Here is a 26756-nt window from a genome sequence, read left to right as displayed (position 1 = left end):
AGATTTTATTATGCTAATCAAATTATTAACGAAAGTATTCGGTAGCCGTAACGACCGTACGCTGCGTCGTATGCGCAAAGCCGTCAACGTGATCAACGCCATGGAACCGTCCATGGAAAAACTGTCCGACGACGAACTGAAAGGGAAAACTGCTGAGTTCCGCGCTCGCCTGGAAAAAGGTGAAGCCCTGGAGAGTCTGATCCCGGAAGCCTTTGCCGTCGTGCGTGAAGCCAGTAAGCGTGTCTTCGGTATGCGTCACTTTGACGTTCAGCTGCTCGGCGGCATGGTTCTCAACGACCGCTGTATTGCAGAAATGCGTACCGGTGAAGGTAAAACGCTGACCGCAACGCTGCCTGCCTATCTGAATGCGCTGACCGGTAAAGGTGTTCACGTGGTGACCGTTAACGACTATCTGGCGCAGCGTGATGCCGAGAACAACCGCCCGCTGTTTGAATTCCTGGGTATGACCGTTGGCATTAACATGTCCGGCCTGCCTGCGCCGGCCAAGCGTGAAGCCTACGCAGCCGATATTACTTACGGTACCAACAACGAATACGGCTTTGACTATCTGCGCGACAATATGGCCTTCAGTCCTGAAGAGCGCGTGCAGCGCAAACTGCACTATGCGCTGGTGGATGAAGTCGACTCCATTCTGATCGATGAAGCGCGTACTCCGCTTATTATTTCCGGCCCGGCTGAAGACAGCTCGGAAATGTATAAGAAAGTGAACAAGATCATTCCGCACCTGGTACGTCAGGATAAAGAAGACTCTGAGACCTTTACCGGCGAAGGACACTTCTCCGTCGATGAGAAAGCGCGTCAGGTAAACCTGACCGAACGGGGTCTGGTGCTGATTGAAGAGCTGCTGGTAAATGAAGGTATTATGGAAGAAGGCGAGTCGCTGTACTCACCGACTAATATCATGCTGATGCACCATGTGACTGCCGCGCTGCGCGCGCACGTGCTGTTCACCCGCGATGTTGATTACATCGTTAAAGATGGCGAAGTGATTATCGTCGACGAACATACCGGTCGTACGATGCAGGGGCGTCGCTGGTCCGATGGTCTGCACCAGGCCGTTGAAGCAAAAGAAGGCGTTGATATTCAAAACGAAAACCAGACGCTGGCTTCAATTACCTTCCAGAACTATTTCCGCCTGTACGAGAAGCTGGCGGGGATGACCGGTACTGCCGATACCGAAGCGTTTGAATTTAGTTCGATCTACAAGCTGGATACCGTTGTGGTCCCGACCAACCGCCCGATGATTCGTAAAGACATGGCGGACCTGGTTTATATGACTGAAGCGGAAAAAATCCAGGCCATTATCGAAGATATCAAGCAGCGTACCGCCGCGGGCCAACCGGTGCTGGTGGGGACCATTTCTATCGAAAAATCAGAAGTGGTCTCTAATGAATTGACGAAGGCGGGTATCAAGCACAACGTGCTGAACGCGAAATTCCACGCCAGTGAAGCGGATATCGTCGCTCAGGCGGGCTATCCATCTGCGGTGACCATTGCGACCAACATGGCCGGACGTGGTACCGACATTATGCTCGGCGGTAGCTGGCAGGCCGAGGTCGCCCAGTTGGAAGACCCGACTCCGGAACAGATTGCGCAGATCAAAGCCGACTGGCAGGTTCGTCACGATGCGGTACTGGCTGCGGGCGGTCTGCATATCATCGGTACCGAACGCCATGAATCTCGCCGTATTGATAACCAGCTCCGCGGTCGTTCAGGCCGTCAGGGGGACGCCGGTTCTTCCCGTTTCTATCTGTCGATGGAAGATGCCCTGATGCGTATCTTCGCGTCTGACCGCGTGTCCGGCATGATGCGTAAACTGGGTATGAAGCCGGGTGAGGCTATCGAACATCCGTGGGTGACCAAAGCGATTGCCAACGCGCAGCGTAAAGTCGAGAGCCGCAACTTCGATATCCGTAAGCAGCTGCTGGAATATGACGATGTGGCCAACGACCAGCGTCGCGCTATTTACACCCAGCGTAATGAGCTGCTCGACGTGACCGACGTGAGCGAGACGATTAATAGCATTCGTGAAGACGTATTTAAAGCGACCATCGATGCCCATATTCCTCCGCAGTCGCTGGAAGAGATGTGGGATATTGAAGGCCTGCAGGAGCGTCTGAAAAATGATTTCGACCTCGATCTTCCGCTCAAAGAGTGGCTGGATAAAGAGCCGGAGCTTCATGAAGAAACGCTGCGTGAGCGCATTCTGCAGAACGCCATTGAAACCTATCAGCGTAAGGAAGAAGTGGTTGGCGCTGAGATGATGCGTCACTTTGAAAAAGGCGTCATGCTGCAAACGCTGGACTCCCTGTGGAAAGAGCACCTGGCGGCGATGGACTATCTGCGTCAGGGCATCCATCTGCGCGGCTATGCGCAAAAAGATCCGAAGCAAGAATATAAGCGTGAATCTTTCTCCATGTTCGCTTCAATGCTGGAATCCCTGAAGTATGAAGTGATCAGTACGCTGAGTAAGGTTCAGGTGCGGATGCCGGAAGAGGTGGAAGCGATGGAGCAGCAGCGTCGTGAAGAAGCTGAGCGTCTGGCGCAGATGCAGCAGTTGAGCCACCAGGACGATGATACCGCTGCCGCGGAGGCGTTGGCTGAACAAACCGGCGAGCGTAAAGTGGGTCGTAACGATCCGTGTCCGTGCGGCTCCGGCAAAAAATATAAGCAGTGCCACGGTCGCCTGAGCTAAGCTTTTACAATCTTGAATACCAGGGCGCAGATATCTGCGCCTTTTTTATGGAACAAAGTCAATGAAAACGCTGCAAATTTCAGTGGGTATTATCCGTAATTCGCAAGGGGAAATTTTTATAACGCAGCGCGCTGCCGACGCGCATATGGCGAATAAACTTGAATTCCCTGGTGGAAAAATCGAAGCAGGAGAGTCGTCAGAGCAGGCCTTAGTTCGCGAATTGCAGGAAGAGGTCGGCATTACGGTACGTGCTTCCCGTCTGTTTGATAAGCTGGAGTATCAGTTTCCCGATCGTCATATCACGCTGTGGTTCTGGCTGGTGGAAAGCTGGGATGGCGAGCCGTGGGGTAAAGAAGGGCAACCGGGTCGCTGGATTGCGCAGAGCGTGCTTGTTGCAGAGGATTTTCCGCCGGCAAACGAACCCGTCATTACGAAGTTAATTCAATGTTCTCAGATCGGGTAGGGTGCGTCTGCATCCGGCAAATCAGGGCGGGCCTGCACATGCCCGCCCGAAATCCGTTACTCTTTTTCTTCGCTCCAGCCGTCGCTATCTGATAGATCGCTACTGCTCGGGATACGTTTCTCTTCCGCTGCCCATTCGCCTAAATCGATAAGCTGACAGCGCTTGGAGCAGAACGGGCGATACGGGCTTTGCTCATTCCAGACCACAATTTTGCCGCAGGTTGGGCAGTTGACGGTTATCTCTTCTGACATAATGACTCCTTAACAGCAGGCCAGTTCAAAATCAAAACGCTCCGGCACGATGCCATGTTCGCTGTCCAGCGGCATAAAGCGGATGGCAAAGCGGCTCTTGTGGCCTGATATTTGGGGGTAGAGCTGGCTGGCAAGATCCAAACGCAGACGCAGCAGATCGGCATCTTCGCCGTTGTCCTGATAAAAACCGTTCAGGCTGGTCTGCTTACGGAAGGGGGCCGAGTTACGGATGAGATCGAGAATGAGCATCAGCGATTGCGTCAACGGTTCCAGGCTGGCCAGCCACTTACCGACCTGCTCATCACGGTATTCCTGCGGCATATGCAGCCAGATGTGCAGCGTCGGAAGATCGAAGCTACAGCAGCCGCCCGGGATGCTCAGGCGTTGGCGTACCAGGGCGATCAGGCGATCCTCTCGCAGGTACTGGCCGATACGTGGCGCCGACATTAACGTACTGCCTGATTGCTTCAGCTGCTGACGGAGTTCGTTGATACGATCCTGATCAACCCCAGGGACTTCCGCCCAGGATTGCAGCTTCCTCTGCTGGCGATCCAGCTCTTTCATCAGATCGGTACGCACTTCACCGCGTTCAAAAACATCTAAAAGGTCGCCGATATTGCGGAAAAAATGCAGCGCATCAGCATGGCTGGTAATGGCGGGATGTACGGCCAGCTGCTGGAGCAAAAACTCAATACGCAGCCAGGTACGCATTTTTTCATTAAGCGGATGTTCAAATAGAACAGGGGTAGACATTACGGTTTTTCCTGTGAGGCGGCCTGCGTTGCCAGCTGTTGATACTTTGCATGCAGGCGGGCGACAGCTGATGCGATGGCACCAGGTGAACCCATATTTTCAATAACATCATCCGCAACGGCAAGGCGCTGCTCGCGCGTGGCCTGAGCGGCAAGAATATGTTCCGCATGTTGTCGGCTGACCCGATCGCGAAGCATCGTGCGCTCTATCTGCGTCTCTTTAGGTACATCAACAACAAGGACGCGATCGGCTTTAGCGGACAAACGGTTTTCGACCAATAAAGGTACAACCCAGAGAATATAAGATGAGGTGGCAAGCTGCATCTGGCGACGCGTTTCCTGCTGAATTTGTGGATGCAGCAGCGCGTTTAGCCAGCTCTTATCCTCTGCATGAGCGAAAATCTGCTCACGCAGAGCACGACGGTTGAGGGTGCCATCTTCATTGAGTATCTGCGGACCGAAGCGTTGAACAATCGCGCTTAGCCCCGGAGTGCCGGGCTCTACTACCTGGCGCGCGATTATGTCAGCATCAATAACGTTAACCCCGAGGTGTGAGAATGCATCGGCTACAGTACTTTTACCACTGCCGATGCCGCCTGTTAACGCTACCGTGTATGCCATACACCTCAATCCTGAAACTGACTACATGCACATTTTTCAATAATAGCGCCGTTATTTACGACGCGACGACGCCACTGCGACAGTTGGTTTATCGGTCTGATATCAACCAATAAAGCGCTGTCACCACCTATTCTGGTTTTTTTGTGCATGTAAATCAAATGGTTAAAAATGATACGCCAGCGATGGGATATCGCAAATTCGCTTTTGGCTATTCACCAGGTAAATTTATACGATTGTAGCGTAAAAAAAGTGAAAATCGCAGTCTTGCGCGGCCATGATTCGTGCGTATGATAGCGTCACTGGAGTTGTGCTCTCACAATAATGCAATTAACCCCAGGAATTCGCACATGCGTATTGAAGAAGATTTGAAGCTTGGTTTTAAAGACGTTCTTATCCGCCCGAAACGTTCTACCCTCAAAAGCCGTTCTGACGTACAGCTGGAACGTGAATTCACTTTCAAACACTCTGGCCTGGCCTGGCCTGGACTGGCGTGCCGATTATTGCTGCTAATATGGACACCGTTGGCACGTTTGCTATGGCTAAAGCTCTGGCTTCGTTCGGCGTTCTGACTGCGGTACATAAGCATTACAGCGTTGAACAATGGCAGGCGTTTGTTCAGAGCGTATCGGCAGATGTCGTGCAGCACGTCATGGTCTCTACTGGGACCTCCGACGCGGATTTCGAAAAAACCAAACAGATTCTGATCCAGAACCCGCAGCTTAGCTTCGTATGCATTGACGTGGCGAATGGCTATTCCGAGCACTTCGTGCAGTTTGTCGCGAAAGCGCGTGAAGCCTGGCCGCAGAAAACCATCATTGCAGGTAACGTTGTTACCGGCGAAATGTGTGAAGAGCTGGTTCTTTCGGGCGCCGATATCGTGAAGGTTGGCATCGGCCCGGGTTCCGTATGTACAACCCGCGTGAAAACCGGTGTCGGCTATCCGCAACTTTCCGCCGTGATTGAATGTGCCGACGCGGCGCACGGCCTGGGCGGGCAGATTATCAGCGACGGCGGATGTACTATGCCCGGGGATGTGGCTAAAGCATTCGGCGGCGGCGCAGATTTTGTGATGCTTGGCGGTATGCTGGCCGGGCACGAAGAGAGCGGCGGTACCGTAGTTGAAGAGAACGGTGAAAAATTCATGCTGTTCTACGGCATGAGCTCCGAGTCGGCGATGACCCGTCACGTTGGCGGCGTAGCCCAGTACCGTGCGGCGGAAGGCAAAACCGTTAAGCTGCCGCTGCGCGGCCCGGTTGAAAACACCGCACGCGATATTCTTGGCGGCCTGCGCTCCGCATGCACCTACGTTGGTGCTTCACGCCTGAAAGAACTGACTAAACGTACGACTTTTATTCGCGTACAGGAACAAGAGAACCGCGTGTTCAACAGTCTGTAATGCCGCTCGCTGGCGCGTTTGCGCCAGCGTTATCCCCCCATTCCGCTAATGGCGTCGCCCAGATGAAAAATGGGTAAATACATCGCCACCACCAGCACGCCGACAATCGTTCCTGTTACAACCAGCATCATCGGCTCCAGTAAGGTGGCCAGATTATCTGCCTGCTGATGCGTCTGCTCGCTATGGTGACGAGCCAGATTGGCCAGCATAGTATCCAGCGAACCCGAAGCTTCACCGGTACGAATCAGCTGTAGACACAGCGGCGTAAATCCTCCGCTGTTGGCGAGCGCCTGCCAGATGGGATCGCCGTGGGTAATTTGCCGGCAAACCTGGCGGAGTCTCTGTCGCCACAGCGGACAATTCAGCGTTTCCTCTACGCTTTGCAGCCCTTGCAGAAAGCTGATACCGGCGCTTTGCGTCAATGCGAGTACGGTAAAAATCTGGCTAAGCCGCTGGCCGCATAGCAGTTTGCCAAACACCGGCAGCGTATGGAGCAGCTTCTGACGATACAGCAGCCAGCCTGGCCGCTGGCAAATCAGCCGGTTGAGTATCGCAGGTAAAATTACCAGCGCCGCGAGTAATGGCCAAAAGCGAGTTAGCCCCTCGCCGACGCTCATTACCGCGCGGGTCAACCACGGCAGCGGGGTGTTGAAAGTTTGATATATAGCGGCAAACTCCGGTAAGACGAAGCACAGCATTCCCATGACCACCAGCAGCGCCAGAGTCAAAATAATCAGCGGGTAGCGCAGCGCTTTTTTCACTTTCTCGGTGAGAAGCAGCTGTTCTCGCTGCTGCTGGGCCAGCTCGGCGCAGCATAGCTCCAGTTTACCGGTAAGCTCACCGGTGCGGATCATGGCCAGATATAACGGGGGGAACGCTTCAGGCCATTTTTCCAGGGAGCCTGAAAGCGAAATGCCCTGCGCCAGATCTGCTGCCAGGGTTTGCAGTAACGCTTGCCATTGCGCATTGGGCTGCTGCTGCGCCAGCAGTTCCAGCCCCTCAGCCAGCGGGAGGCCGGCCTGAAGAAGGGCCGCCAACTGGCGGATGATTTCACCGCTGTAGCGCGGATGCCAGAGGGCGTTTTGCACGCTACAGCGGCGCAGCGTCAGCGGGATAATTCGTTGTCGCTGTAGAACCTGCAATGCCTCGGGGCGATTATCCTGCCAGAGCGTTCCCTGGCAGGGAGCGCCCTGGAGAGTGATACCGCGCCAGCGCCACAGTCGTTTAGTCGCCATGCGGTATCCCCAACACGCGTACCACTTCTTCCAGACTGGTCATCCCACGTTCGACGGCCAGGCAACCGCTCTCAAATAGCGTCATCATTCCGGATTCCCGTGCCAGGGACTCGATCTCCCCGGCGCTAAGACCCTGAGTTATCGCCTGCCGTAACGCGGTATTGACGGGTAGCAGCTCAAAGAGCGCCAGGCGACCGTAGTAGCCGTGATAGCAGTGCTGACAGCCCGGAGCCTGCCAGCGAGGAAGCGCCCGCGGCCACAGGCTGTGCGGAACATCAGCCGAACTGCCGGTTTCCCGCCGGCAGTGGGGGCACAGCTTGCGTACCAGACGTTGAGCAACCACCAGCGAAAGCGCGGATGAGATCATCCAGCGCGCAACGCCCATCTGCTGCAGACGAACCAGCGTTTCACTGGTTGAATTGGTGTGCAGCGTTGAGAGCACCAGGTGCCCGGTCTGCGCTGCTTTTATCGCAATTTCAGCGGTTTCCGCATCGCGTATTTCTCCCACCATTACGATATCGGGATCCTGACGGAGCAGGGCGCGCAGTACGCTGTGAAAGGTTAAACCCGCCCGGGGGTTAATCTGCGTCTGATTCATCCCCACAATGGGGATCTCCAGCGGATCTTCAACGCTGCATATATTGACTTCGTCGCGGTTCCGCGCCTGCAGCGCGCTGTATAAAGTGACGGTTTTCCCACTCCCCGTCGGACCAGTGACCAGCATCAGGCCCTGGGGTTGGTTTAGCGCCGAACGGAAGGCGGCAAGCTGCTGGGTGGAGAGCCCCAGCGCCTCCAGGTCCAGCGCTTGTTCGACCTGATGTAGTAAACGCAGAACGATTTTCTCCCCTCCGCGGCAGGGAAGCGTGGCGATCCGAAACGAGACCGGGCGATCGGAGAGCGTGAGGGTGAACTGACCGTCCTGCGGCACCCGGTGTTCGGCGATATCCAGATTGCCGAGCACCTTAAGTCGGGCGGTGATGGGGGCGGCGAGTTCCGCGGCGAGCGGAGCAAGAGAATGGAGGACGCCGTCTACCCGCAGGCGAATTCTCAGGCGATCGTCGCCTGGTTCGATATGAATATCGGATGCGCGCTGGCGCAGGGCTTGTTCGAGAAGGTTATTTACCTGTTCAACGATGCTGGCCGACGCTTCAACAGGTGGGGTGAGTGTTGATATTCCCGGCGTCTGCAGCCGTTTGTCCATCCGGTCCTGGTTCCAGCATTCGATATCAATCCTTTTCTGAGTCGCGAAGCGCAGGGCTTCCATGAGTTCCGGCGCAGGGGCATCGACTACGGCGATGGCAATGGTGTTTTCATCGCTATCGAGCAGCAATGCCTTGTAGCGCTGGCACAGTGGGATCAATTGTTCAGTTTTCATTGCTGCCCTCTCAGTTAAAACGGAACACATCTTCACAGGCCTGCTTAAGTGCGCTATCGCCAGTAATATTGCAAACGCGCTGCCAGCCGGTGATACCGTTAGCGTTATCCCAGGACGGCGTCATGGTGACGCTCAGGCCATTGAGGCTTTCCTGGCCGGTGAGCGTGACAACGCCCGTCGCTACGGTCATAGCGGAGACGTAGCGGGTGGTTGCGGGGGAGGGGATCCCGTTGCTGCCGCCATCGCAGGGGGTTAATCCGCCGTGCTCCAGCGCGCATAGCTCAATGGCGGTACGGAAAGGGACGAAGGTTTGTAGCATGTCGGTAAGCGCCGCTTTTCGCAGGTAATTCTGATACGCCGGAATGCCGATTGCGCTGAGAATGGCGATGATCCCGATGACCACCATGAGTTCGATGAGGGTAAAACCACGTTGTTTGTCCATAAGTTGCTCCTTGTTATCTTCGGGAGCACTTTGCCGGGATTTTTTCAGCGATACGATCCGCAGATTTCGCCTAAGGAAGCAGGGTTCCAGGCTTTTTGGGCCGCTTGCATGGAGGGATTATTGGCATGCGAGTCAGTTCGCAAAAGTGAGCCCCGGCATAAAGTGAAAACCGGGGCAAGGCAATCAACGGAAACGCATAGAGAGGTCGAGGGCGCGCACGTGTTTCGTCAACGCGCCAACGGAGATGTAGTCGACGCCGGTTTCGGCAAATTCACGAATGGTATCGAATGTGACGTTGCCGGAGACTTCCAGCGCCGCCTGACCCTGGGTAAGTTTGACCGCTTCGCGCATCAGGTCGGTAGTGAAGTTGTCGAGCATAATGATGTCGGCGCCGGCTTTTAGCGCTTCGTCCAGTTCTTCAAGAGTTTCGACTTCCACTTCTACCGGCACATCAGGATGAAGCCAGAACGCTTTTTCAACCGCCTGCCGTACCGAGCCGGAAGCGATAATATGATTCTCTTTAATCAGAAAGGCATCGGAGAGGCCCAGACGATGGTTGGCCCCACCGCCGCATAAGACCGCGTACTTCAGCGCCGTGCGCAGACCCGGCAGCGTTTTGCGCGTATCGAGCAGCTGAGTTTTGGTACCCACCAACAGATCAACGTAGCGGCGGACTTCACTCGCTACCCCGGACAACGTTTGCACGAAATTGAGTGCGGTGCGCTCGCCGGTGAGCAGAATACGCGAAGGGCCTTCCAGCTCGAACAACGGCTGGTTTGCTTTTACTGCATCGCCATCGGCAACATGCCAGGTGAAGTTAACGTCATCGCCCGCAAGCTGAATAAAGACTTCTTCTACCCAGCGTTTACCACAAAATACGCCATCTTCGCGGGTGATCACGACCGCATGCGAGTGCGCGTCCTGAGGCAATAATTGTGCGCTAATGTCGTTATTCGCATCCACTTCGCCGCCTAAATCTTCCCGCAGGGATTGAGCGACGGCATCGGTAATATCAAGATTAATACGCTCCAGCAGCGCGTCACGGCGGCGGTCGGGATTGTAGCGACGAGGCGTCATGATAAAGCTCCAGATAGATAAGATTCAGAAGTGGGAAACATGCTAACCTGAACAACGTTTTTGTACCACATCCGCTTCATTTTGCCGGCGGTTTCAGCTTTTGGCGTTAGTCCGCTGAGCGAGAGGGCGTATGATGCAGGGGATTCGTTGGGCGCGGTGCCGCCATGCATAAGCTAGTAAAAGGAGACTCAACATGCAGTTGAACGGGGGATGGCTGGTCGAGGCGCGTCGGGTACCTTCGCCGCATCAAGATAGCCGTCCGGATAATGAAACTCCCTCTTTGCTGGTGGTGCACAATATAAGCCTACCGCCCGGCGAATTTGGCGGCCCGTGGATTGATGCCCTGTTCAGCGGTACGCTCGATCCCCATGCCCATCCTTTCTTTGCCGAGATTGCCCATCTTCGCGTTTCGGCGCATTGTCTGATTCGCCGCGATGGCGAAATCGTGCAGTATGTGCCTTTCGACAAGCGCGCGTGGCACGCGGGTGTTTCAAGCTATCACGGGCGCGAGCGCTGCAACGATTTTTCGATAGGCATTGAGCTGGAAGGGACCGACGAGCTGGCTTATACCGACGCGCAGTATCAGCAGCTGGCAGCCGTTACCCGTCAGCTTATCCCGCTCTATCCGGCGATAGCTGACAATATCACCGGCCATAGCGATATTGCGCCAGTGCGTAAAACGGATCCCGGCCCGGCTTTTGACTGGGTAAAATTTCGCGCTCTGTTAACCCCGTCGTCAGAATAAGGAGATGCCATGACGTTGTTTACTACGCTGTTAGTCCTCATTGCCGAGCGCTTGTTTAAGCTGGGTGAGCACTGGCAGCTCGATCATCGGCTGGAAGTGCTGTTTCGCCGGTTAAAGCATTATTCCCTGCTGACAACCATACTGATGACGGTAGCGGCTGCGGCGGTTGTGTTTATTATTCAGCGCCTGCTGCAGGGGCAACTGTTTAACGTTCCGCTGCTGGTGTTCTGGATCCTGCTTGGCCTGCTGTGCATAGGCGCAGGTAAAGTCCGCTTGCACTATCACGCCTACCTGAAGGCCGCGGCGCGCGATGATAGCCGCGCCTGCGACGCCATGGCCAGCGAACTTACCCTGATCCACGGCGTACCGCCCGGCTGCGACCAGCGTGAGTATCTGAGCGAGCTGCAAAATGCGCTGCTGTGGATTAACTACCGCTATTATCTTGCTCCGCTGTTCTGGTTTGTGGTCGGCGGGCCGTGGGGGCCGTTAACCCTGATCGCCTACTGTACGCTGCGGGCCTGGCAAACGTGGCTGGCGCGTTATCAGACGCCGCGCCATCGCTTACAGTCGGGTATCGACGGCATTCTGCACGTGGTTGACTGGGTTCCGGTACGCCTGGTCGGCGTGGTGTACGCTTTGGTTGGACACGGGGAAAAAGCCTTACCGGCGTGGTTTGCCTCGCTGGGCGACCGCCACTCTTCTCAGTATCAGGTATTGACGCGTCTGGCGCAGTATTCGCTGGCGCGTGAGCCGCACGTGGATAAAGTGGCTACGCCGAAGGCGGCGGTCTCCATGGCGAAGAAAACCTCGTTGGTGGTCGTGGTGATTATGGCGCTGCTGACCATTTACGGTACGCTGATTTAAGCGCCTGCCCGTTGGCGGGCAGGCAGGACTTTTAATACGTGTCTGCTGCCGGGATGCCGAAATCAGGCATCCCGTTTTCTTGCCAGCGAATGAGCTTCAGGCGCGTATGACGATTTGGATCGTACAGCGGGTCGCCTTCTATTTCGGTGTAGTTACGCGCGTGGTACACCAGCACATCTTCTCTTTCCGGCGTCTGCGTAAAGCTATTGTGCCCGGGCCCATACTGACGATTCTCATAGCTGGTGCGGAATACCGGCTGCGGCGCTTTATGCCAGTTTTCTGGCCGGAGCGGGTCGGCGTTAATGTCTATCCACAGTAAGCCCATGCAGTAGTTTTCATCGGTAGCGCTGGCGGAATAGCTAACGAACAGCTTGTCGCCGTGGAAAAGCACCGCCGGGCCTTCGTTCACCATGAAACCGCGACACTCCCAGTCGAACTCGGGTTTGCTCAACATCACCGGCTTGCCTTTTAGCGTCCACGGGTTTTCCAGCTCAGCCAGATAGAGGTTGGTGTTGCCTTTAATGTCAGGGTCTTTTTGCGCCCACAGGTACCACTGTTTGCCCTGATGACGGAAAGTGGTGGCATCCAGGGCAAAGGTGTCAAACGGCGTTTTTACCTGGCCTTTTACCTGCCATTTACCGGTTAACGGATCGCTGTCCGCGCATTCAAGCGCAAACATACGGTGCTGGAACATCCCCAGTTCATCCATGTCGTGCGTGTGGGTCGCCGCAAAGTAGATGTACCATTTTTCGTCAATCTCATGCAGCTCCGGCGCCCATATGAGCTGACTCATCGGGCCGCTGTCCGGTTTACGCCAGACGACCACCGGCTGCACGTCGCGCAGGCCTTCAAGAGTTGCGGAGCGGCGGATTTCCAGACGGTCGTACTCCGGCACCGAAGCAATAAAGTAGTAGCTATCCTGATGGCGCAGAATATACGGGTCCGCGCGTTGTTCAATAAATGGGTTTGGCCAGTTTTTCATTACGCTTTCCTTACATGTTCGCCGGTTTTCAGTTCCTGATAGTCATTGAGCTCGCTATAGTTGACCCGGCGCTTCTCGAGGTCAGACTGAATTTGCCTCATAAATTCACGGTTAACCTTCAGCATACGCACCACTCCCGCGGTAATCAGATAGCCGACGCCGGGGATAACGCTGAATAGCAGTACGATACCGTTAATCGCGGATGCGCTTTGCTGTTTCGCGCCGGCATCGTAACCGTACCAGGAGAGGAGAAAGCCAACCATCGCCCCGGCGATAGCCAGACCGACCTTCAGGAAGAACAGGTTGCCGGAGAAGCTGATGCCGGTGATGCGTTTGCCGGTCTTCCATTCACCGTAGTCGTCAACGTCGGCCATTAGCGACCAGTGCAGCGGTGAGGGGATCTGATGCAGAACATTCAGCAGGAAGTAGAGCGCCATGATCATCATGGTGGCGTGCGGGTCGAAGAAATAGAACGCGCAGGAGAAAACGGCCAGTACGATATTGGTCCAGAAAAACATCTGCAGTTTACACCAGCGGTCGGTCAGAACTTTTGCCAGCATACTACCGATCATCATCCCGACCACGCCAAGGCTGATAAACAGCGTCGCGAAGTGGGTGCTTTGTTGCATAACCCAGGTGACGTAGTACATGGTGGCGGCCATGCGAATAAAGCCCGGACAGACGTTGCAAAGCGTTAACAGCAGGATGCGAACCCACTGGTCGTTTTTCCAGACGTCTTTTAGATCTTTTTTCAGCTCGTCGTTGGTCTGGACAGCGGGTTTTACGCGTTCACGGACGGTGGCAAAGCAGAAAAGGAACATGCACATACCGATAAACGCCAGCACGGTCATCGCCATCTGGTAGCCTTTGGCTTTATCCTCACCACCGAACCAGTCCGCCATCGGCAGTAGCGTAAGGGAGAGCAGGAGTGTGGCAATACCGACCATCACGAAGCGATAGGACTGGCAGGCCACGCGTTCCTGCGGGTCATTCGTAATCACGCTACCTAATGAGCAGTAGGGGATGTTAATCGCGGTATAGGTCAGCGAGAGCAGGAAGTAGGTGACGAAAGCATAGATAACCTTGCTATTGTACGTCCACTCCGGCGTGGTAAACATCAGCACGCTGAATAGCGCATACGGGAAAGCAATCCACAGCAGCCATGGACGAAAGCGCCCGTATTTACTGCGGGTACGGTCGGCCATAGCCCCCATAATCGGATCGGTAACTGCATCAATAACGCGTACGGAGAGCAGCAATACGCCTACCAGCGCCGGCGCGAGACCAAAAATATCCGTATAAAAATAGTTAACAAACAACATGATGGCGCCGAATATGATGTTGCATCCGGCGTCACCCATCCCGTAGCCTATTTTTTCTTTAACTGAAAGCTTATTGCCATTCATCGCAGCGATCTCCCCGTGGCGGTATGGAGAGAATTATTAGCCGGGTAATGGACTAATGCGTTGCAGGATAGGGTTAACGATATGGATAAATCGGTTGTCAGGGATAAAATGTGAAGCAGGTAACAATGCACTGTGTCCGCCAACGGCGGGCGGACACAGGTTGTAGAGATGCAGGATTACGCTTTAATGGCGCTGGCGGTTTTCTGTTTAAACAGGTAGCCGACGCCGAGAACGGCAATCCACACCGGGATAAGGTAGACAGAAATCGCCATGCCAGGGGTCATCAGCATGATCACCAGTACTCCCGCCATGAACAGCAGGCAAATCCAGTTACCCAGCGGATACAGCAGCGCCGGGAAGCGGGTAACCACGCCCTGCTGCTGCTTAGCGCGACGGAATTTGATGTGCGCCAGGCTGATCATCGCCCAGTTGATCACCAGGGCGGAAACTACCAGCGCCATCAGCAGACCAAACGCGGATTCCGGCGCGAAGTAGTTTATCAGGACGCACAGCGCGGTGACCACAGCGGAGACGAGGATAGTGTTAACCGGTACGCCGCGTTTATCAACGCTCATTAGCGCTTTTGGCGCGTTACCCTGCTGGGCCAGGCCGAACAGCATCCGGCTGTTGCAGTAAACGCAGCTGTTATACACCGACAGCGCCGCGGTCAGGACCACGATATTCAGGGCGTTAGCGACAAAGGTATCGCCCAGCTCATGGAAAATCAGGACAAACGGACTGGTATCGGCGGTCACGCGGCTCCACGGCAGCAGAGAGAGCAGAACGGCCAGCGAGCCCACATAGAAAATCAGAATACGGTAGATAACCTGGTTAGTGGCTTTTGGAATGCTTTGCTCCGGGTTATCCGCTTCTGCGGCGGTAATACCCACCAGCTCCAGACCGCCGAACGAGAACATAATAATCGCCATCATCATCACCAGCCCGGTGAAGCCGTGCGGCAGGAATCCGCCTTGCTCCCACAGGTTGCGTACGGTGGCCTGCGGGCCGCCGTTGCCGCTAAACAGCAGCCAGCCGCCGAACAGGATCATCGCCACGACGGCGACGACTTTGATGATCGCGAACCAGAACTCCATCTCGCCAAACACTTTGACGTTAGTCAGGTTGATCGCGTTGATGGCGATAAAGAAAATGGCCGCAGAAACCCAGGTGGGAATTTCCGGCCACCAGAACTGGACGTATTTCCCGACCGCGGTCAGCTCGGCCATCGCGACCAGCACGTAAAGCACCCAGTAGTTCCAGCCGGAAGCGAAACCTGCAAAGCCGCCCCAGTATTTGTAGGCAAAATGACTAAATGAACCGGCCACCGGTTCTTCAACGACCATCTCGCCCAGCTGACGCATAATCAGGAAGGCAATAAAACCGGCAATTGCGTAGCCCAGAATGATACCGGGACCCGCGTTTTGGATGACGGATGCGCTACCGAGAAACAAACCGGTACCGATAGCGCCTCCCAGCGCAATAAGCTGAATATGGCGGTTTTTAAGGCCGCGCTTTAGCCGATCGCCATGCTGTTGACCTTCCATCATGAAACCTCGTGTGTGGTTATGGTTATTATGTTTGTCCGCGTCATCCTTCAGGTGACTTCTTCGCTGTCCGTCCCTGCCTGATAGCATAGTCAGCGAAATTTCACTGAGCCTGCGCTCCGTTCTGCCCCGAATGATGCAACGCACATATTGTTGTGTTTGTGTAATTATCAAATTCCGTTGATGTACTTATTTCTTTACGCAAGGCGGAGGGGGAATTCATGAAAAGGCCTTTCGTATCATGGAGAATAGTGATAAGCGCCGCTGAATGCACCTGCTTTATGAAGGGATGATGACGATGCGAGCAAAAAGAAACCATTTGTAAATCACACCTCAATATTCCGCACCTGTCTATTATTTGCTACTTATTCGCTTTCATTGAATTAATATTCACCAATTGGTGAGTTGAATCGGTTCAGATAGCGTAATTTTTCGTTTCTATTACGTTAACGCTACCTCTTTGTGAGTAAACACAACATTTGTGCAAGGTTACATTTTTGAAATGTTATTTCTGTAAGGTTGTTAAAACGTGCCGGGTTTAATGATTTCAATCAAAACCTGTATGGACAGAAGGTGAATACTTTGTTACTTTAGCGATACGAACTATGAATTGGTAAGACCAATTGACTCCGGGCTAATGGCAGAGACAGGGAATATGGCCTACAGCAAGATCCGCCAACCAAAACTATCCGATGTGATAGAGCAGCAGCTGGAGTTTTTAATCCTTGAGGGGACGTTGCGCCCCGGTGAAAAACTCCCGCCAGAACGTGAACTGGCAAAACAGTTCGACGTTTCCCGTCCCTCGCTCCGTGAGGCTATTCAACGCCTCGAAGCTAAGGGCTTGTTGCTTCGTCGCCAGGGGGGCGGAACGTTTGTGCAAAGCCGCCTGTGGCAGAGCTTCAGCGACCCGCTGGTAGAGCTACTGTCCGACCACCCTGAATCCCAATTCGATCTGCTGGAAACCCGTCACGCGCTTGAAGGCATCGCGGCTTATTACGCGGCGCTGCGCAGCAACGATGAAGATCGCGAACGTATTCGCGAGTTGCATCAGGCCATTGAGCGGGCTCAGCAGTCCGGCGATCTTGACGCCGAATCCGATGCCGTCGTCCAGTATCAAATTGCCGTCACCGAAGCGGCGCACAATGTGGTGTTGCTCCATCTACTACGCTGTATGGAGCCGATGCTGGCCCAGAACGTTCGCCAGAATTTTGAATTGTTGTACGCCCGTCGGGAGATGCTCCCGCAGGTCAGCAATCATCGTACTCGCATTTTTGAGGCGATAATCGCCGGGGAACCGGAGCAGGCGCGTGAAGCGTCGCATCGTCACCTGGCGTTCATTGAGGAAATTTTGCTGGATCGTAGCCGTGAGCAGAGCCGTCGTGAACGCTCACTGCGTCGTTTACAGCAACGAAAAGATGAGAACTCCGGTTCTTAAGCGCCATTTTTAGAGCGCGGCAACTAAACGCAGAACCTGTCTTATTGCACTTTTAGTTGTTCAAAATAATTTTGGGTGTATCGCGGCGGCAAGCGCGCGAATCCCCGGGAGCATAGTGAACTATGTGACTGGGATGAGGAAGCGAAGCCAACAAAGAGACAGCCAGAAGTATGAAGAACAAAGAGCGCAATGGGACAGGTTCCAGATTAATCAACGATTAGATAGATAAGGAATACCCCCCATGTCAGAACGTTTACCAAATGACGTGGATCCGATCGAAACTCGCGACTGGCTACAGGCGATCGAATCGGTCATCCGTGAAGAAGGTGTTGAGCGCGCTCAGTATCTTATTGACCAACTCCTTTCTGAAGCCCGCAAAGGCGGGGTGAAAGTGGCTGCTGGCGCATCGACCGGCGGTTACGTAAACACTATTGCCGTTGAAGATGAGCCGGAATACCCGGGGAATCTGGATCTGGAACGTCGTATCCGTTCTGCGATCCGCTGGAACGCGATTATGACCGTTCTGCGCGCATCGAAAAAAGATCTCGAACTGGGCGGCCACATGGCTTCCTTCCAGTCTTCCGCAACCTTCTACGAAGTGTGCTTTAACCACTTCTTCCGCGCACGCAACGAGCAGGACGGCGGCGACCTGGTTTACTTCCAGGGCCACATCTCTCCGGGCGTCTACGCGCGTGCTTTCCTGGAAGGTCGTCTGACTGAAGAGCAGATGAACAACTTCCGTCAGGAAGTTCACGGTAAAGGTCTGTCCTCTTACCCGCACCCGAAACTGATGCCGGAATTCTGGCAGTTCCCGACCGTTTCTATGGGCCTGGGCCCAATCGGCGCGATTTATCAGGCTAAGTTCCTGAAATATCTGGAACACCGTGGTCTGAAAGATACCTCCAAACAAACCGTTTACGCCTTCCTGGGCGACGGTGAGATGGACGAGCCGGAATCCAAAGGCGCGATCACCATCGCGACTCGTGAGAAGCTGGACAACCTGGTCTTCGTTATCAACTGTAACCTGCAGCGTCTTGACGGCCCGGTTACCGGTAATGGCAAGATCATTAACGAACTGGAAGGCATCTTCGGTGGTGCTGGCTGGAACGTCATTAAGGTTATCTGGGGCGGTCGCTGGGATGAGCTGCTGCGTAAAGATACCAGCGGTAAACTGATCCAGCTGATGGAAGAGACCGTTGACGGTGACTACCAGACCTTCAAATCCAAAGACGGCGCCTACGTGCGTGAGCACTTCTTCGGTAAATATCCGGAAACCGCAGCGCTGGTCGCCGACTGGACTGACGAGCAGATCTGGGCCCTGAACCGCGGCGGCCACGATCCGAAGAAAGTCTATGCTGCACTGAAAAAAGCGCAGGAAACCAAAGGCAAAGCTACCGTCATTCTCGCCCATACCATTAAAGGTTACGGCATGGGTGACACTGCTGAAGGTAAAAACATCGCCCACCAGGTTAAGAAGATGAACATGGACGGCGTTCGCTACGTCCGCGATCGTTTCAATGTGCCGGTTGCCGATGCGGATATCGAAAAACTGCCGTACGTGACCTTCCCGGAAGGTTCCGAAGAGCACACCTATCTGCACGCCCAGCGTCAGAAACTGCACGGCTATCTGCCGAGCCGTCAGCCGAACTTCGATGAGAAGCTGGAGCTGCCGACTCTGGAAGATTTCGGGCCGCTGCTGGAAGAGCAGAATAAAGAGATCTCTACCACTATCGCGTTCGTTCGTGCCCTGAACGTGATGCTGAAGAACAAATCCATCAAAGACCGCCTCGTGCCGATCATCGCCGATGAAGCGCGTACCTTTGGTATGGAAGGTCTGTTCCGTCAGATTGGTATCTACAGCCCGAACGGCCAGCAGTACACCCCGCAGGACCGTGAGCAGGTTGCATACTACAAAGAAGACGAGAAAGGCCAGATTCTGCAGGAAGGTATCAACGAACTGGGTGCTGGCGCATCCTGGCTGGCTGCTGCGACCTCCTACAGCACCAACAACCTGCCGATGATCCCGTTCTACATCTACTACTCTATGTTCGGGTTCCAGCGTATCGGCGATCTGTGCTGGCAGGCTGGTGACCAGCAGGCTCGCGGCTTCCTGATCGGTGGTACTTCCGGTCGTACGACGCTGAACGGCGAAGGTCTGCAGCACGAAGATGGCCACAGCCATATTCAGTCTCTGACTATCCCGAACTGTATCTCTTACGATCCGTCTTATGCATACGAAGTTGCGGTCATCATGCACGATGGTCTGGAGCGTATGTACGGTGAGAAACAAGAGAACGTTTACTACTACATCACCACGCTGAACGAAAACTACCACATGCCGGCCATGCCAGCAGGTGCCGAGGAAGGTATCCGTAAAGGTATCTACAAACTCGAAACCGTTGAAGGTAGTAAAGGTAAAGTTCAGCTGCTGGGCTCCGGTTCTATCCTGCGTCACGTTCGTGAAGCAGCGCAGATCCTGGCCAACGACTACGGCGTAGGTTCTGACGTTTATAGCGTCACCTCCTTCACCGAACTGGCGCGCGATGGCCAGGATTGTGAACGCTGGAACATGCTGCATCCGCTGGAAACGCCGCGCGTTCCGTACATCGCTCAGGTGATGAATGATGCTCCGGCAGTCGCATCGACTGACTATATGAAACTGTTCGCTGAGCAGGTTCGTACTTACGTACCGGCCGATGATTACCGCGTACTGGGTACCGACGGCTTCGGTCGCTCTGACAGCCGTGAAAACCTGCGTCACCACTTCGAAGTTGACGCTTCCTACGTGGTGGTAGCAGCGCTGGGCGAACTGGCTAAACGTGGCGAAATCGATAAGAAAGTGGTTGCGGAAGCCATCACTAAATTCAACATCGATGCAGATAAAGTTAACCCGCGTCTGGCGTAAGAGGTAAAAGAATAATGGCTATCGAAATCAAAGTACCGGACATCGGGGCTGATGAAGTTGAAATCACCGAGATTCTGGTCAAAGTGGGCGACAAAGTTGAAGCTGAACAGTCGCTGATCACCGTAGAAGGCGACAAAGCCTCTATGGAAGTCCCGTCTCCGCAGGCTGGCGTCGTTAAAGAGATCAAAGTCTCTGTCGGCGACAAAACCGAGACCGGTAAACTGATCATGATTTTCGATTCCGCCGATGGTGCAGCAGCCGCTGCACCTGCGCAGGAAGAGAAGAAAGAAGCCGCTCCGGCCGCCGCAGCACCGGCAGCCGCCAGCGCGAAAGAAGTTCACGTACCGGATATCGGCAGTGATGAAGTTGAAGTCACGGAAATCATGGTGAAAGTGGGCGACACCATCGCCGCTGAACAATCCCTGATCACCGTAGAAGGCGACAAGGCTTCTATGGAAGTTCCGGCGCCGTTCGCCGGCACCGTGAAAGAGATCAAGATCAACACCGGTGACAAAGTGTCCACTGGATCCCTGATCATGATCTTTGAAGTGGCAGGCGCTGCGCCTGCCGCGGCACCGGCAAAAGCGGAAGCCGCTCCGGCTGCTGCTGCACCGGCAGCTTCAGGCGCTAAAGAAGTTCACGTACCGGATATCGGCGGCGATGAAGTTGAAGTGACTGAAGTGATGGTGAAAGTGGGCGATAAAATCGCCGCTGAACAGTCACTGATCACCGTTGAAGGCGACAAAGCTTCCATGGAAGTGCCTGCGCCATTCGCGGGTACTGTGAAAGAGATCAAAATCAGCACCGGCGACAAAGTCTCCACTGGCTCCCTGATTATGGTCTTCGAAGTGGAAGGCGCTGCGCCTGCCGCGGCTCCGGCCGCCGCCGCTCCGGCTCCTGCTGCAGCACCGGCTCAGGCGGCTAAGCCTGCCGCAGCGCCTGCTGCAAAAGCGGAAGGCAAATCTGAGTTTGCTGAAAACGACGCTTACGTTCACGCAACGCCGCTGATTCGTCGTCTGGCGCGCGAGTTCGGCGTCAACCTGGCGAAAGTGAAAGGTTCCGGTCGTAAAGGCCGTATCCTGCGCGAAGACGTTCAGGCCTACGTGAAAGAAGCGGTTAAACGCGCTGAAGCCGCGCCTGCTGCTACCGGTGGCGGTATCCCGGGCATGCTGCCGTGGCCGAAAGTGGACTTCAGCAAGTTTGGTGAAGTGGAAGAAGTTGAACTGGGCCGCATCCAGAAGATCTCTGGCGCTAACCTGAGCCGTAACTGGGTGATGATCCCGCACGTTACGCACTTCGACAAAACCGATATCACCGATCTGGAAGCGTTCCGTAAACAGCAGAACGCCGAAGCTGAGAAGCGTAAGCTGGACGTGAAATTCACTCCGGTGGTCTTCATCATGAAAGCCGTTGCCGCGGCGCTTGAGCAGATGCCGCGCTTCAACAGCTCCCTGTCTGAAGATGCACAGCGTCTGACGCTGAAGAAATACATCAATATCGGCGTGGCGGTTGATACCCCGAATGGTCTGGTTGTTCCGGTCTTTAAAGACGTGAACAAGAAGAGCATTACCGAGCTGTCTCGTGAACTGACCGTGATTTCCAAGAAAGCGCGTGATGGTAAGCTGACCGCTGGCGAAATGCAGGGTGGTTGCTTCACTATCTCCAGCATCGGCGGCCTGGGTACCACCCACTTCGCACCGATTGTGAACGCGCCGGAAGTGGCTATCCTCGGCGTGTCCAAGTCCGCGATGGAGCCAGTATGGAATGGCAAAGAGTTCGTGCCGCGTCTGATGATGCCGATCTCTCTGTCCTTCGACCACCGCGTGATAGACGGTGCTGATGGTGCGCGCTTTATCACCATCATCAACAATATGCTGAGCGACATTCGCCGCCTGGTGATGTAAGCAAAAAGCCGGCCTGACGGCCGGCTTTTTTCTGGTAATCTCTTCTGCGTTTTGAAGTTACCAGCAATAAAGGACAAAATCGTTTGCCGTTTGTTGTTTCAAAATTGTTAACAATTTTGTAAAATGCTTGCGGATAGAACGTCCCGGTGGACATGGGCGTAAAAACAATAGCGTCAGACCCGCCGGATACAAATAACAGAGGTCATGATGAGTACTGAAATCAAAACTCAGGTCGTGGTACTTGGGGCAGGCCCCGCAGGTTATTCTGCTGCCTTCCGTTGCGCTGATTTAGGTCTGGAAACCGTCATCGTAGAACGTTACAGCACCCTCGGCGGTGTTTGCCTGAACGTCGGCTGTATCCCTTCTAAAGCACTGCTGCACGTTGCTAAAGTTATCGAAGAAGCGAAAGCGCTGGCCGAACACGGCATCGTTTTCGGTGAGCCGAAAACCGACATTGACAAGATTCGCACCTGGAAAGAAAAAGTCATCACTCAGCTGACCGGTGGTCTGGCTGGCATGGCCAAAGGGCGTAAAGTGAAGGTGGTTAACGGTCTGGGTAAATTTACCGGCGCTAACACCCTGGAAGTGGAAGGCGAAAACGGCAAAACCGTGATCAACTTCGACAACGCTATCATCGCGGCGGGCTCCCGTCCGATCGAACTGCCGTTCATTCCGCATGAAGATCCGCGCGTATGGGACTCCACCGATGCGCTGGAGCTGAAAACCGTACCAAAACGCCTGCTGGTTATGGGCGGCGGGATCATCGGTCTGGAAATGGGTACCGTATACCATGCGCTGGGTTCAGAGATTGACGTGGTTGAAATGTTCGACCAGGTTATCCCGGCAGCAGATAAAGACGTGGTGAAAGTCTTCACCAAGCGCATCAGTAAGAAATTTAACCTGATGCTGGAAACCAAAGTGACCGCCGTTGAAGCGAAAGAAGACGGTATCTACGTTTCCATGGAAGGCAAAAAAGCCCCGGCTGAAGCGCAGCGCTATGACGCCGTGCTGGTGGCTATCGGTCGCGTGCCGAACGGTAAAAACCTTGATGCCGGTAAAGCAGGCGTTGAAGTTGACGAGCGTGGTTTTATCCGCGTTGACAAACAACTGCGTACCAACGTGCCGCACATCTTTGCTATCGGCGATATCGTCGGTCAGCCGATGCTGGCGCACAAAGGCGTTCACGAAGGCCACGTTGCAGCCGAAGTTATCGCCGGCATGAAGCACTACTTCGACCCGAAAGTTATCCCGTCCATCGCCTATACCGAGCCGGAAGTTGCATGGGTTGGCCTGACGGAGAAAGAAGCGAAAGAGAAAGGCATCAGCTACGAAACCGCCACCTTCCCGTGGGCTGCTTCTGGCCGTGCTATCGCTTCCGACTGCGCTGACGGTATGACCAAACTGATTTTCGACAAAGAATCTCACCGCGTTATCGGCGGAGCGATTGTCGGCACCAACGGCGGCGAGCTGCTGGGCGAAATCGGTCTGGCGATCGAAATGGGCTGTGACGCTGAAGATATCGCGCTGACCATCCACGCTCACCCGACTCTGCACGAGTCCGTTGGCCTGGCGGCAGAAGTCTTCGAAGGTAGCATCACCGACCTGCCGAACGCGAAAGCGAAGAAAAAGTAAGTTTTTCTTTCAGGCAAAATCAAAAAGCGGCTCAGTGAGCCGCTTTTTTTATAGTTGATGTTTAGAACTGTGTCGCCGTTAATAAAAGTGCATACCTTATTAATTCTCAAAAAATAATAACCATATAAACTTATAGGTAGTTAACTATGCGTGAGGTATGCGATGAAAAGACTTTTAACCACCACTCTGCTGGCGGCAACGTTGGCCTCTGGTATGGCCTGCGCGGCGGATGCCGCGATTCCCTGGGCTGATAACAGCGGCGGTACCGAAAGCACCCATATTGCCGCTATGGGCCAGGATTTGAATAGGCAACATCAGCAAATAACGAAGACCAGCGAAGGCGTATGGGCGGCGAACTCCGGTAGCATCAGCGCTGATGAAGCGGCGTTGACCAGCACTAAACCGGCTTTTGCCGGCTACCCGTCTCTGATGCCCCATCAGGGCTAAGCCAATGTAGTGATATTGCCCGGCAGCGCCATCGCGCGCCGGGCATTTTACTATTGATGGATGGCCTGCCAGCCGGAATCAGGCGAAAACTGAGAAATCGCCAGCGCCTTGCTCTGCGTTTCATCACCTAAATTAGCCTGATAAACCTCATCATTTTGGTCAACCATAAAGCTCATGATACCGGTTTTTCCCCATTCAACCGGCCATGCCAGCAGGGCGACACCCTGATTCTCGCCGTCTTTAATTATGCGGAAACGGTAGCCGTGATAGCCCTCGCCGGGTTCTATGGGACTAAATGCCGGTCCTAACGGGCTGGGCGCTTCACCGGGAGCGGTTGGCCAGTAGAGGCCATCTTTCTTGCCATCACTGCTGATAATCTTCTGCGCCCAGGTGTGGTTTAACCGATAGAAATCTTGCTGGGCATCAACGTAAGCATGCATTGCCTGAATGGCTGACAGCTCATTGCGGCCAATGGCGCGAGTCAGGATCTCATCTTCAGCAGCGGCCATGTCAAAACGCCAGCCGCTCTTATCCTGAATTATGGGGATCGGTAGCCGCCATGCTTCCTGACCCACCTCCAGCCAGGCGCTATCCTGTTGCTGAACGATACGATGACTCACTTTCCAGTCACGTTGAAAGCGATCGACGGCGTCAGGGGCAATGCCATCCGGCGGTAAAAACTGCTGCCAGCTATCGCCGAGCAGCCCGTTGAGCGCTGATTCATCATGCTTGCCGATCGCCTCGACCAGCGCGCTGGCGGCCAGTTCCGGAGAGGTAAACTGCTGTTGAGCCAACGATATAGCGGGTGCCAGGGTCAGGGCCAGCAGAGTCATTGTTAATAATTTTTTCATCTGATTATCCTCAGCGGCGGCGCAGTTCATGATGTTCCGAAAGATGTTCTCTGGCCGCGCTGCGCTGCTCGCTGCTTAAACCTGAGATATGACGGCTCTGCAGGCCACGCTCCTGCTGCGACTGCCAGGAAGGCGAACGGATATCGTTACCGCTCAGGGCATTGGCGTGCAGGTTATTCAACTTCTGCTGACGTTGTTCGGGCGTTGCGGCCCGGACCTGTTCACGGCGCTGTTGCTGCTGCGCTGTTGGATGCTGAATTTGCGATTTTACCGCTTCCCGATGCTGCTGTTGTACGGCGTTATGTGTCACCGCCGGCGTGGCGTCATAGCCGCGATAGTTATTACGCTGGGTTACCTGATGCAGCTGCTGCGATGCGGCCTGGCGCTGGGCATCTCGGGACGGCGCGTGAGCAAGCGAGTTATCCGCCGTAGCCGCAGGCCCGGTATGCTGCTGTAGCTGAGTCATGGCTGCCTGACGCTGCGCGTTACGATCGACGGGTTGATGTTGGGTAGTGCTAAGCCCGCCGGGAACATTGGTCTGATGGTAATGCTGCGCAATGTTGTTGTTCGGGTACGGAATATTGCCGCGATAGGCCGGATTATGTTGCCAGTTAACGTGATTTCCCGGCAGATTCTGCCCGGTAATATGGTTGAAATTATTGACGTTGATATTGATATTATCGCCGTTGTGCGAGTAGCCGCCGTGATGATCATCATCGTGGTGGTAATCGTCATCGTCATGATGGTGATCGTCATCATCCCAGTCGATGCTGCTGAACAGGGCGTAGGTGGTGGCGACGCCGAGGCTATAGCCAAAACCTTTGACGAAGCTATTGGTGAACTGTTCACCCGGGGGCGGCGGCAGGTAGACCGGCGGGTAGGCCGTGTTAGGCCAGGCGCCGTAAACAACAGAAGGGTTATAGGCCGGCACGTACACCACGTTCGGATCGGTGGATTCGATTTTAATCACTTGGGCGGGGGCGGAGGATGTCACGGCGCTGCTGCTGCGGGAGGTACTGGTCGTCGACGTTGCCGGGGCCGCAGCGTTTGTGGCGGTGATGACTTTCTGCTGCGGCGTGGATTTCAGCGTTCCGGTCTGCTGGGCGATGGCGCGTAAGCGCTGCACCGAATCCATGACGTCCTGCGGCTGGGCGAGAAATGCGTTACCCAGGTTTTCTACCCACGGCGCATTTTCTCCCATTAACGCGAGCAGGGAAGGGAAGGCGACCAGCGATTTTACGCTGGGATCCCAGGGCTGGCTTGCCACCGCTTGTACCGCCGCATCCCCCTTCATTGCAGGATTATCCTGCGACCACTGCACCGCCTGAACGACGTTACTCGGATAGGTCGCAGCCATCAGCACCTGTGACAACAGGTTGTCCGGATAGAGCGCGATTGGCGCGACCCACTGGTCTATCTGCGCGGGGGTATAGGTTGCGGTAACCGGCTGAGCGGCGGCGGTTGCCTGCGCCGTCTGCGCAACGGCGGGGGGCTCTGGAACCGTTTGCGGCTCCCGGCTTTTGACATAGAGCGTACCTGCGGCGGCTAATAGCCCGGCGCTACAGAGCAGCGCGAGCAGATGGGGTTTGAAAGGCAGCGTCATAAGGACTCCCGGCACATAGATTGGCCCGTTTTGACAGAGTATTGTCGAAAAGCGGGGGATTGCCTGAGTATAAAGAGCGCGAATTTGCGTTTTTGATTTTAGTTGGGTTT

At 54.7% G+C, this 26756-nt stretch carries 21 protein-coding genes and 1 pseudogene; 10 read left to right on the top strand and 12 right to left on the bottom strand.

Translation table 11 applies throughout. The features are described 5' to 3' along the window. The first annotated feature begins 10 nt into the window (after positions 1-10). Together secA and mutT are read left to right on the top strand one after the other, a co-directional pair. Positions 11-2716, top strand: a complete 2706-nt coding sequence (gene secA, locus EGY08_RS10305) for a preprotein translocase subunit SecA (protein ID WP_004128966.1) — start codon at positions 11-13, stop codon at positions 2714-2716. Between the two features lie 61 nt (positions 2717-2777). Further along, a complete protein-coding gene (mutT, locus tag EGY08_RS10300; protein WP_004128968.1) occupies positions 2778-3179 on the top strand; it encodes an 8-oxo-dGTP diphosphatase MutT in 402 nt (133 codons plus the stop codon). Positions 3180-3235: 56 nt separating this feature from the next. Here mutT and yacG read toward each other — a convergent pair whose 3' ends face one another. Genes yacG through coaE form a run of 3 tightly spaced genes read right to left on the bottom strand, consistent with a single transcriptional unit; the run spans position 3236 to position 4803 of the window. After that, positions 3236-3430, bottom strand: coding sequence for a DNA gyrase inhibitor YacG (gene yacG, locus EGY08_RS10295; RefSeq protein WP_004128970.1), 195 nt, complete (start codon positions 3428-3430; stop codon positions 3236-3238). Between the two features lie 9 nt (positions 3431-3439). Next, complete coding sequence (gene zapD / locus EGY08_RS10290; RefSeq protein ID WP_004128972.1) at positions 3440-4183, bottom strand: cell division protein ZapD; 744 nt, start codon at positions 4181-4183, stop codon at positions 3440-3442. Then, entirely contained in the window at positions 4183-4803 is a 621-nt protein-coding gene (coaE, locus tag EGY08_RS10285; protein WP_004128974.1) for a dephospho-CoA kinase, read from the bottom strand. The genes zapD and coaE overlap by 1 nt, the downstream gene beginning before the upstream one ends. 347 nt (positions 4804-5150) lie before the next feature. On the opposite strand from coaE, the pseudogene EGY08_RS10280 reads away from it, so the two are divergent. Then, a pseudogene (locus EGY08_RS10280) lies at positions 5151-6199 on the top strand (GMP reductase). Positions 6200-6228: 29 nt separating this feature from the next. Here the strand turns inward: EGY08_RS10280 and hofC are convergent. From hofC to nadC, 4 genes are all read right to left on the bottom strand, one after another. Beyond that, positions 6229-7434, bottom strand: coding sequence for a protein transport protein HofC (gene hofC / locus EGY08_RS10275; RefSeq protein WP_004128978.1), 1206 nt, complete (start codon positions 7432-7434; stop codon positions 6229-6231). Continuing rightward, complete coding sequence (gspE, locus tag EGY08_RS10270) at positions 7424-8809, bottom strand: type II secretion system protein GspE (protein WP_123828467.1); 1386 nt, start codon at positions 8807-8809, stop codon at positions 7424-7426. Before gspE ends, hofC begins: the two co-directional genes overlap by 11 nt. A 10-nt stretch (positions 8810-8819) precedes the next feature. After that, positions 8820-9251, bottom strand: a complete 432-nt coding sequence (ppdD, locus tag EGY08_RS10265) for a prepilin peptidase-dependent pilin (protein ID WP_004128982.1) — start codon at positions 9249-9251, stop codon at positions 8820-8822. Between the two features lie 183 nt (positions 9252-9434). Next, on the bottom strand, positions 9435-10328 hold the full coding sequence (gene nadC / locus EGY08_RS10260) for a carboxylating nicotinate-nucleotide diphosphorylase (RefSeq protein ID WP_004128984.1): 894 nt from the start codon (positions 10326-10328) through the stop codon (positions 9435-9437). A gap of 193 nt (positions 10329-10521) precedes the next feature. Here nadC and ampD point away from each other — a divergent pair, with 193 nt between their 5' ends. Together ampD and ampE are read left to right on the top strand one after the other, a co-directional pair. Beyond that, positions 10522-11073, top strand: a complete 552-nt coding sequence (gene ampD, locus EGY08_RS10255) for a 1,6-anhydro-N-acetylmuramyl-L-alanine amidase AmpD (protein ID WP_004128986.1) — start codon at positions 10522-10524, stop codon at positions 11071-11073. A 9-nt stretch (positions 11074-11082) separates the two neighbouring features. Further along, the gene (gene ampE, locus EGY08_RS10250) at positions 11083-11937 is read left to right on the top strand and encodes a beta-lactamase regulator AmpE (protein WP_049113902.1); all 855 of its coding nucleotides are present in this window, start codon (positions 11083-11085) and stop codon (positions 11935-11937) included. 31 nt (positions 11938-11968) lie between these two features. Here ampE and EGY08_RS10245 read toward each other — a convergent pair whose 3' ends face one another. The 3 genes from EGY08_RS10245 to aroP form a co-directional block, all read right to left on the bottom strand. Then, complete coding sequence (locus EGY08_RS10245; protein ID WP_123828466.1) at positions 11969-12919, bottom strand: family 43 glycosylhydrolase; 951 nt, start codon at positions 12917-12919, stop codon at positions 11969-11971. Beyond that, complete coding sequence (locus tag EGY08_RS10240) at positions 12919-14325, bottom strand: glycoside-pentoside-hexuronide (GPH):cation symporter (protein WP_123828465.1); 1407 nt, start codon at positions 14323-14325, stop codon at positions 12919-12921. Before EGY08_RS10240 ends, EGY08_RS10245 begins: the two co-directional genes overlap by 1 nt. Positions 14326-14501: 176 nt before the next feature. After that, entirely contained in the window at positions 14502-15872 is a 1371-nt protein-coding gene (gene aroP / locus EGY08_RS10235) for an aromatic amino acid transporter AroP (RefSeq protein ID WP_087828456.1), read from the bottom strand. Between the two features lie 652 nt (positions 15873-16524). Between aroP and pdhR the strand changes: the two genes are divergently transcribed. The 5 genes from pdhR to EGY08_RS10205 all read left to right on the top strand — a co-directional run bounded on the left by pdhR (position 16525) and on the right by EGY08_RS10205 (position 24192). Further along, on the top strand, positions 16525-17304 hold the full coding sequence (pdhR, locus tag EGY08_RS10225; protein ID WP_004098632.1) for a pyruvate dehydrogenase complex transcriptional repressor PdhR: 780 nt from the start codon (positions 16525-16527) through the stop codon (positions 17302-17304). A 241-nt stretch (positions 17305-17545) separates the two neighbouring features. Continuing rightward, positions 17546-20209, top strand: a complete 2664-nt coding sequence (gene aceE, locus EGY08_RS10220; protein ID WP_004129009.1) for a pyruvate dehydrogenase (acetyl-transferring), homodimeric type — start codon at positions 17546-17548, stop codon at positions 20207-20209. A gap of 14 nt (positions 20210-20223) precedes the next feature. After that, positions 20224-22113, top strand: coding sequence for a pyruvate dehydrogenase complex dihydrolipoyllysine-residue acetyltransferase (gene aceF / locus EGY08_RS10215; protein WP_123828464.1), 1890 nt, complete (start codon positions 20224-20226; stop codon positions 22111-22113). Between the two features lie 207 nt (positions 22114-22320). Beyond that, positions 22321-23745 carry a dihydrolipoyl dehydrogenase gene (gene lpdA, locus EGY08_RS10210; RefSeq protein ID WP_004098637.1) on the top strand — a complete coding sequence of 475 codons (1425 nt, stop codon included), beginning with the start codon at positions 22321-22323 and terminating at the stop codon, positions 23743-23745. Positions 23746-23907: 162 nt separating this feature from the next. Further along, positions 23908-24192: a hypothetical protein gene (locus EGY08_RS10205; RefSeq protein WP_049114774.1), complete on the top strand. Its 285-nt coding sequence runs from the start codon at positions 23908-23910 to the stop codon at positions 24190-24192. Between the two features lie 50 nt (positions 24193-24242). Here EGY08_RS10205 and EGY08_RS10200 read toward each other — a convergent pair whose 3' ends face one another. Together EGY08_RS10200 and EGY08_RS10195 are read right to left on the bottom strand one after the other, a co-directional pair. Further along, entirely contained in the window at positions 24243-25043 is an 801-nt protein-coding gene (locus tag EGY08_RS10200) for a DUF2950 family protein (protein WP_049114776.1), read from the bottom strand. A 10-nt stretch (positions 25044-25053) separates the two neighbouring features. After that, positions 25054-26646, bottom strand: coding sequence for a DUF3300 domain-containing protein (locus EGY08_RS10195; RefSeq protein ID WP_123828463.1), 1593 nt, complete (start codon positions 26644-26646; stop codon positions 25054-25056). Between the last annotated feature and the right edge of the window lie 110 nt (positions 26647-26756).

It is taken from the genome of Klebsiella sp. FDAARGOS_511, from assembly GCF_003812845.1.
Classification (GTDB): domain Bacteria; phylum Pseudomonadota; class Gammaproteobacteria; order Enterobacterales; family Enterobacteriaceae; genus Klebsiella; species Klebsiella grimontii.
This window is presented reverse-complemented; position numbering and strand designations above follow the sequence as displayed.